The following is a 7,104-nucleotide window of genomic DNA, read 5'->3' on the forward strand; positions in this document are numbered from 1 at the left end:
CTTTCGCAGATTCGATACACACAAGGGGTGTTCCAGCTTGGCGAGAATAGTGCTCCGTCCAGCACCCCTCATCCGTCTCGGCGCCAAAGCGCCGATCCACCTTCTCCCACAGGGGGAGAAGGGAAGGATGCTAACGATCACAAACCGGTGAGCGCTGTAACAAAGCCTCGGCCGGCGGCGAAGTGGGGACATGAGCGGCGCATCGGGGCGCCGTCACCCACGGAGCCAGCCGATGTCGCGTTCCTGCAAGTCACTCGTCGTGTCCAGCCTCGGCGCGCTCGCGCTCGCCACGTCGCTAGGTGCGGCGCAAGCCCAGCCGCTCACCGTGGTCGAGCTGTTCACCAGCCAGGGTTGCTCGTCCTGCCCGCCGGCCAACGCCAATCTGATCAAGGTCAAGGACCAGCCCGATGTGCTGGCGCTGTCCTTCAACGTCACCTACTGGGACTATCTCGGCTGGAAGGACACATTCGGCCGCCAGGAATTCACCCAGCGCCAGGTCACCTACGAGCCGCCGCTCGGTCATGACGGCCCGTTCACCCCGCAAGTGGTGGTAAACGGCCGCGCCGATGTCGTCGGGGCCGCGCCTGGCGAAATCCAGCAGCTGATCTCGAGCGCCGGTCACGCCAGCGGCCCGTCGCTGTCGCTCGACGGCGGCAAGGTCAGCATCGGCGCCGGCTCGGCGCCGGGCGGCCGGGCCGATGTCTGGCTGGTGCGCTATACCAAGGGTGTCGTCGAGGTGCCGGTGGCGCGCGGCGAAAACACCGGCCGCACCTTGCCGCACGCCAATGTCGTGCATTCGCTGAACAAGCTCGGCAGCTGGACCGGTGACGCCAAGGCGCTGGATGTGCCGGCCGCTTCCGGCGGGCTCAGCACCGCCGTGCTGGTGCAATCGCCGGGCGGCGGACCGATCCTCGCCGCCGCGACCAACTGAAATTCACCGCGGCACGATCATGCCGCGACAACGACCCGCGCAACGCCGCAGCAGCGGCGCCGCGACAACCCGGCCCACCGAAAGAGGTGCGCCATCATCCCCAACCCTAAGGAGACCATCATGACGACCTTTTCCCGGATGACATCGTCGGCCCGCTTGACGCTGCCGGCGCTCGCTCTCGCTTTGTGCTCGACGGCGCTGTTTGCCGGCGGCACCGCCCGCGCCGACGACGCGACCAACGCCATGAAGCCGGCAACCGATGCGATGAAGCCTGCTACTGACGCCATGAAACCCGCGACGGATGCGATGAAGCCGGCCGATCCGATGGCCACCAATTCCATGAAGCCCGCAGCCGATGCGATGAAGCCGGCCGCCGACGCCATGAAACCCGCGGCGGACACCATGGCTCCGGCCAATTGAGATTGGTCCTGGCCGGCTGTCCCTGGCGGGCTCCCTGTCCGGCCAGGGACAGTCCTGGCCGGCGCACGCGAATGTGAGGCGCCATGGCAACTCGTGCATCGCGCCATCGTACCCAATGCAATAGACTGATCCCAATGGAAGCCACAGGAGTGCAACCATGACCGACATCAACAAACCCAACCGTCCATTCGGCTTCGTCAAAGGCGCGCTCGCCGCACTTGCTCTTGCCGCCGCGGGCGCCGCCTTCTGGTTGACGCCGGCGGTTTCCGCCGAGGACGCGGTAAAGATCCCGCCGCCTGCGATGGACGAAAAAGTTGCCGGCGGCAGCGAGAAGGCGATCTTCGCCGGCGGCTGCTTCTGGGGCGTGCAAGGCGTCTTCCAGCACGTCAAGGGCGTCAGCAAGGCCGTCTCCGGCTACACTGGCGGGTCGAAGGAAAACGCTGTCTACGAGACGGTCGGCACAGGCCGTACCGGGCATGCCGAATCCGTCGAGATCACCTATGATCCGTCTGTTGTCACCTATGGCCAGCTGCTGCAGGTCTATTTCTCGGTCGCCCACAACCCGACCCAGCTGAATTTCCAGGGTCCCGATTCAGGCACGCAGTACCGCTCGACGATCTTTGCCGAAAACGACGCACAAAAGAAGATCGCGCAGAGCTACATCGCCCAGCTCGACCAGGCCAAGGTCTTCGCCGAGCCAATCGTCACCACGCTGGAGACAGGCAAGACCTTCTATCCGGCCGAGAACTACCACCAGGACTTTTTGACCCTGAACCCGACCTATCCCTACATCGTCTACAACGACCTGCCCAAGGTGGCGAACCTCAAGCAGCTGTTCCCGGCGCTGTACAGCGAGAAGCCGGTGCTGGTGCTGTCGGCCAGCAACTGAGGCAGCTTCGCCGAAGAGGCGTCGGCGCGAGGCGCCCCCCTCTGGCCTGCCGGCCATCTCCCCCTCAAGGGGGGAGATCATGCGCTCAGCCGCTTTCGCCAACTATCAACGCTATAAGGTAGGCGGTACAGCGGAGCCGCCCATCTCCCCCTGAGGGGGAGATGTCCGGCAGGACAGAGGGGGCGCTGTCCCGCCAGCCTCTCAGCCAATTCCAGCTGCGCCCGCGACGGATTCAAGGTGTACAGAAGGACAGAAGCGTGGCGATCCTTCGCGCCCCCCTCTGCCCTGCCGGGCATCTCCCCCCTCGAGGGGGGAGATTGGCGCCGCCCCGTTGGCGCCTCTCCTCAGTCGCTCAATACGGCCACTCACCCCGGCCCAGCGCAGCGACCGCCGCGATGATCCGCGCAAACGCCTCCGCCGCCGCCGGAACGGTCGTGCGGGCGCGCAGGAAGCTGTGCACCAATCGCGGCTCCTCGTGCCAGAACGCCTTGCCGCCGGCGGCCAGAATGCGGTCGCGGTAGGTCTCGCCATCCGACGACAGCGGGTCGCATTCGGCTGACACGATCACCGTCGGCGGCAGGCCGGAGAAATCGCGGCCGCGCAGCGGCGAGAAGGTCGGATCGTCAGACGATTGCGCCTTGGTCGAGCGGACGTCGCGGTAGAAGGCGATGTCGTGCAGCGACAGCAGCGGCGCGTCGGCGTGCTCGATGTAGGAGCCGGCGCGCTCGTCGCCGCCGAGGCCGGGATAGATCAGCACCTGGCCGATCGCGGCGTGGCGGCGCGTCGCCCGCGCCACTGCCGCGGCGAGGTTGCCGCCGGCGCTTTCGCCGCACAGCACGAGCGGCAGGCCGGTGGCCGCTGCCGCCCATTCGAAGGCGGTCACCGCATCGTCGAAGGCGGCGGGGTGGACATGCTCCGGCGCCAGCCGGTAGTCGACCGACAGCACGTCGAAGCCGGTGCAGGCGCAGATTTCGGCGCAGATGTCGTCATGGCTTTCGAGCCCGCCGAGGATGAAGCCGCCGCCATGATAATAGACCACAATCGCCGGCGCCGCCCTGCCGGCAAGCTGGTAGCGTCGGACCGGGATGTCGCGGCCGGTGGCGGCGATCAGGCCGTCGCTGGCCTTGACCCCCGGCGGGCGGCCAGGATGGAAGGCCCGGCACATCCTGTCGTAGACGGCGCGTTGCTTGTCGATCGGCAGGCCGATGATCTCGGGCGGATACCAGGCGTTGACCGCGTCGATATAGCCCCACAAAGCCGGGTCGAGCCGCCTTTCGTATTTGCCGCGGCTAATGCTTGGTCCGGCCGTCATAGCTCGGCGTAGAGCTCCGCCGCATTTTCAAAGGTGAAGCGCAGCGGCACCGAGCCTTCGACCTGCCAGGCGGTGACGCTCTCACCCGCCAGAAGCCGGCAGGCGCCTTCGGTGTCGGTGATGGCGCCGCCATAGAGCCGGTTGGCGAGGTTGAGGATGCCGGTCTGGTGCATGGCGGCACTGCCGCTGCCGCAGGCATCCTTGACCAAAAGCACGCGAAAGCCTTTCGCGACAGCGTCCTTCACGGTGGCGTCGATGCAGGCCTCAGTCCAGACGCCTGATACAACCAGCCATTCGATGCCGACCGACTTGAGGTCGCGGGCCGCCGGGCCGGTGCGAAACGCGCTCGCCTCGGCCTTGATCAGCAGGGCTTCGCCATTCACGGGCGCCACCTCATGACAGATCTCGGTCAGCGGGTCGCTCTTGTCGGAAAAGGCCGACTTGCCATCGGCACCGAGCGGATGAAACGGCCGGTCCTGCTTGTCGAGATCGACGATGTAGGCCCAGTGGTACAGCGGCACGTGGTTGCCGCGCGCCGCCGCCTGCAGGCGCTGGACGTTGGCGAGGATTTTTTCATAGCCGTCGACGAGGTAGCGCTTGTCCTGCCTGTGCTCCTCCTGCAGGTCGATGAAGACCGCGGCCACCGCGCCGCGTTTGAGGGAGATCGGGCTTTTCATGCGGACGCGCCTTCGCCGTCCCTGGACGAAGCATCTCCTTTCATACGTCGGCGGGACAGAGGGGGGCGCGAAGGAATGAGGCGCTCGTTATGAGCGGTGGATGCCAACATCAAACCTGTTTCTCCAGAAACTCATCCTCATAGGGGAAGCGCGACAACAGTTCGGTGCCGGTGTCGGTGATCAGGATCTCGTCCTCCAGCTTGACGCCCTCGCGGCCACCCTTCTCGCCGATATAGCTTTCCACGCTCACCACCATGCCTGGCACGATATGGCCGTCGCGGCCATAGGTCTCGTAGTCCATGGCATGGGCGATGAACGGCGTTTCGCCATGCATGCCGACGCCGTGCATGACCGAGGTGTAGCGCTGGTCGACGAAGCGGTCCGGGATTTTCCAGGCTTTCTCGGCGATCTCGCGAAAAGCCATGCCAGGCCTGACGATCCCGATGTTGTGCTGAACCTGGTCGTGCGCCATGCGGTAGAGCGATTTCTGGTAGGGCGTCGGCTTGCCCGGCCCGCAGCGGAAGGTGCGGGAGAAATCCGAATAATAGCCATAGCAGCCGATGGTGTCGGTATCGAGCGCCAGGAGTTCGCCGGGCCGGATCTTGCGGCCGCTGGCCTCGTTGAACCACGGGTTTGTGCGCTGGCCGGAGGTCAGCAGCCGCGTCTCGATGAACTCGCCGCCTTGGCGGATGACCTCGCCATACATGATGGCGAACAGGTCGTTTTCCGAAACGCCGGGCTTGATCGCCTCGCGCACGGCGTAGACGGCTGCCTCGGCGCCGGCCATCGACACCTGCAGGCATTTCACTTCCTCGGGCGTCTTGACGGCGCGCACGGCGAGGATCTCGCCTTGGCAGTCCCGGACCTCGCAGCCGCGTTTCTCCAAGGCGAGGGCCTGCAGATGGCTGCAGCGGTCGAGGCCGAGCTTCATCGAGCCGCCGCCATGCTGTTTCAAAAGCTCGGCGATCTCGTCGGCGAAGGGGCCGGCGGTCTCGTCGTCACGGCCTGACACCGACGACCAGACCAGCTTGGACGGACGCGCCTCATCGATCGTGTCGAGCACCATCGAGACATGGTAGCTCTGAGGGTATTCGAACAGCACGATCGGCCCGACGGCCGGGATGAAGAAGTAGCGGGTCGAGTTGCGCAGGAAATAGCCGAACATGTTGCGCGAGCCGGTGGCGTAGCGCTGGTTGTAAGGGTCGAACAAAACCACGCCGCCATAGCCCGCCTCGCGCATCCAGCCGCGCAGTTTTGCCAGCCGGCCCTTGCGCAAGGCGTCCGCGTCGATGAAGGACGGCTCGGTGTCGGACAGCCACATGCCGCCGGCCGGATCGGCCGCCGCCGGGTGGCGCATGCGATCCTTGAAGTCGACGTCCTCGGTGCTGTCGGGATCGAATACGACGATGCTCATGGGTGTGCGCCTTGGCTGGGTTGCGAGGTCCGACCATGGCGCATACGGGGCGAAGGGATTGTGCGGAAAACCGCAGGTGTTGTGCGGGATACCGCCGGCCAATCAGATGCGCCGCAATCCTTCGCGCCCCCCTCTGTCCTGCCGAACATCTCCCCCACAAGTGGGGAGATTGGCAGCTCCGCCAGTCGCGCCTTTATCTTCAAGATCAGTGATTGGCGAAAGCCGAGGCGACATCCAATCTCCCCCTCGTGGGGAGATGTCCGGCAGGACAGAGGGGGGCGCTGTACCGCCAGCATCACCACCCCCTAATGCCGTCTCGCCATCTTCGGGGCATGGCCATGCTCCTCGCGAAAGGCGCGGGCGAAACTCGACATCGAGGCAAAGCCGCAGGCCAGCGCCACGTCGCGCACGGCGAGCGTCGAATGCGCCAGGAGATCGGCGGCGCGCTTCAGCCTGAGGCGCCGGTAGTAACCGTTGGGCGAGATGGCGAGCTCGGAGCGAAAACTCCGTTCCAGCTTGTCGGACGAGACGCCGAGCCGCGCCGTCAGCTCGGCCATGCCGAGCCGTTCCTCGACCGCGTCCTCCATGATGGCGATGGCCGACAGCACAAGCTCGTTCTGGACGCCGGTGCGCAGGCGCAAAGGCATCATCTTGCGATCGATGCTGGAGCGGAGCTGGCTGTGCACGAACCATTCGGCGACGCCGGCGGCAAGCTCGGCGCCATAGTCGCGGGTGATGATCTCCAGCATCATATCGAGGCTGCCGACGCCGCCGGCCGAGGTGAAGCGCTTGCGGTCGATGACATAGAGGTCGCGTCTCAGCTCGATGTTGGGAAACGCCTCGGTGAAGGCGGCCTGGCTGGTCCAGTGCAAGGTGCAGGCATGGCCGTCGAGCAGGCCCGCGCGAGCAAGAAAGAACGCCGCATCCGCCACCGCGCCGATATGGGCGCCATTGCGCAGGCTTTTGCGGATCCAGCTGGCGGCGTCCTCGGCGACGAGGTGATCGGCATCGCCGCCCGAGCAGACGACGATGCGATCGACCCTGGGCGCGTCCTCGGCGTAAAAGCCCGGCTGGATGACGACGCCGTTCGAGGCTTCGACCGAGCCCGGCGTAGCCCCAACGATGATCCAGCGATAGCACTGCCGCTTGGCAAGCACATTGGCGGCACGCAGCGGCTCGATGACGGAGCTGAACGCCATCATCGGAAAGCCGGGAAACACCAGCACGGCAAAGGTGAGGGGCGTTTCGGCGGGTTTTTGAGGGGCGTGCGCTGCCATGGGGCGCTACAATTCGGGCAGATGGGGTTCGGGGTCAACGGGGGTGGTGAACCCATATTGCGAGAGGTTGGCGCTGCCCCTCACTTGCCTGCCGGCATCCTCTCCCCGTATAGTGACGGGGAGAGGGACGCTGTGTCCGAACCTGATAGATAGGTAACAGAATGGACCGATAGCATAGGTGACA

At 65.7% G+C, this 7,104-nt stretch carries 7 protein-coding genes; 3 read left to right on the forward strand and 4 right to left on the reverse strand.

Annotated elements, in window-relative coordinates; genetic code table 11:
- Positions 1-232: 232 nt before the first annotated feature.
- The 3 genes from AC07FD_RS37745 (at position 233) to msrA (ending at position 2,240) form a co-directional block, all read left to right on the forward strand.
- Positions 233-931 (forward strand): DUF1223 domain-containing protein, encoded by a 699-nt coding sequence (locus AC07FD_RS37745; RefSeq protein WP_478353952.1) that lies wholly within the window; start codon positions 233-235, stop codon positions 929-931.
- A 138-nt stretch (positions 932-1,069) separates the two neighbouring features.
- Positions 1,070-1,351 (forward strand): hypothetical protein, encoded by a 282-nt coding sequence (locus tag AC07FD_RS37750; RefSeq protein WP_478353958.1) that lies wholly within the window; start codon positions 1,070-1,072, stop codon positions 1,349-1,351.
- Positions 1,352-1,508: 157 nt separating this feature from the next.
- Positions 1,509-2,240 (forward strand): peptide-methionine (S)-S-oxide reductase MsrA, encoded by a 732-nt coding sequence (gene msrA / locus AC07FD_RS37755; RefSeq protein WP_478353953.1) that lies wholly within the window; start codon positions 1,509-1,511, stop codon positions 2,238-2,240.
- Positions 2,241-2,592: 352 nt separating this feature from the next.
- Here msrA and AC07FD_RS37760 read toward each other — a convergent pair whose 3' ends face one another.
- The 4 genes from AC07FD_RS37760 to AC07FD_RS37775 all read right to left on the reverse strand — a co-directional run bounded on the left by AC07FD_RS37760 (position 2,593) and on the right by AC07FD_RS37775 (position 6,920).
- Positions 2,593-3,552 carry an alpha/beta hydrolase gene (locus tag AC07FD_RS37760; protein ID WP_478353954.1) on the reverse strand — a complete coding sequence of 320 codons (960 nt, stop codon included), beginning with the start codon at positions 3,550-3,552 and terminating at the stop codon, positions 2,593-2,595.
- A complete protein-coding gene (locus tag AC07FD_RS37765; RefSeq protein WP_478353955.1) occupies positions 3,549-4,229 on the reverse strand; it encodes an isochorismatase family protein in 681 nt (226 codons plus the stop codon). Before AC07FD_RS37765 ends, AC07FD_RS37760 begins: the two co-directional genes overlap by 4 nt.
- 109 nt (positions 4,230-4,338) lie before the next feature.
- Positions 4,339-5,643 carry a M24 family metallopeptidase gene (locus tag AC07FD_RS37770; RefSeq protein WP_478353956.1) on the reverse strand — a complete coding sequence of 435 codons (1,305 nt, stop codon included), beginning with the start codon at positions 5,641-5,643 and terminating at the stop codon, positions 4,339-4,341.
- 305 nt (positions 5,644-5,948) lie between these two features.
- Positions 5,949-6,920, reverse strand: coding sequence for a GlxA family transcriptional regulator (locus AC07FD_RS37775; protein ID WP_478353957.1), 972 nt, complete (start codon positions 6,918-6,920; stop codon positions 5,949-5,951).
- Positions 6,921-7,104: the final 184 nt, after the last annotated feature.

Source organism: Mesorhizobium waitakense, assembly GCF_056431085.1.

Bases quoted from the DNA above. Each gene is read 5' to 3' on its own strand.
- AC07FD_RS37745 (WP_478353952.1), top strand. From the start codon at position 233: ATGTCGCGTTCCTGCAAGTCACTCGTCGTGTCCAGCCTCGGCGCGCTC.
- AC07FD_RS37750 (WP_478353958.1), top strand. From the start codon at position 1,070: ATGACATCGTCGGCCCGCTTGACGCTGCCGGCGCTCGCTCTCGCTTTG.
- msrA (WP_478353953.1), top strand. From the start codon at position 1,509: ATGACCGACATCAACAAACCCAACCGTCCATTCGGCTTCGTCAAAGGC.
- AC07FD_RS37760 (WP_478353954.1), bottom strand. From the start codon at position 3,552: ATGACGGCCGGACCAAGCATTAGCCGCGGCAAATACGAAAGGCGGCTC.
- AC07FD_RS37765 (WP_478353955.1), bottom strand. From the start codon at position 4,229: ATGAAAAGCCCGATCTCCCTCAAACGCGGCGCGGTGGCCGCGGTCTTC.
- AC07FD_RS37770 (WP_478353956.1), bottom strand. From the start codon at position 5,643: ATGAGCATCGTCGTATTCGATCCCGACAGCACCGAGGACGTCGACTTC.
- AC07FD_RS37775 (WP_478353957.1), bottom strand. From the start codon at position 6,920: ATGGCAGCGCACGCCCCTCAAAAACCCGCCGAAACGCCCCTCACCTTT.